The sequence below is a fragment of the Vibrio marinisediminis genome (assembly GCF_014050145.1).
Lineage (GTDB): Bacteria > Pseudomonadota > Gammaproteobacteria > Enterobacterales > Vibrionaceae > Vibrio > Vibrio marinisediminis.
In genome coordinates this window covers 1-313 of the sequence record NZ_JACFYF010000135.1, presented here as the reverse complement: position 1 = coordinate 313, position 313 = coordinate 1, and the positions used below count along the sequence as shown (strand labels likewise).

Annotated in this window: 1 protein-coding gene; it reads right to left on the bottom strand. The window is 68.4% G+C overall.

Going from position 1 to position 313, the window contains the following annotated elements:
* Positions 1–60: 60 nt before the first annotated feature.
* Positions 61–313 (bottom strand): zinc-binding dehydrogenase (locus tag H2O73_RS23690; RefSeq protein WP_182110759.1); only part of this gene is annotated, 253 nt, incomplete at its 5' end.

The following is a 313-nucleotide window of genomic DNA, read 5'->3' as shown; positions in this document are numbered from 1 at the left end:
CCCCGAAGACGCGCCACCAAGCGGTTTCGAAACCGCTTGGCCCCGTGGCGGGCGCGGCACTCAGACCTTCAGGACGATCTTGCCGATATGGGCGGAGCTTTCCATGCGGGCATGGGCCTTGGCCGCGTCCTCGAGCGCGAACTCGCTGTCCATCACCACCTTGATCCGTCCCGCCGCCAACAGCGGCCAGACCTCGCGCTCCAGATCCGCCGCGATCCGCGCTTTGGCCAGGTCCGATTGCGGCCGCAGGGTCGAGCCGGTGATCGTCAGCCGCCGCATCATCAGCGGCGCGAAGTTCACCGCCACCTTCGGC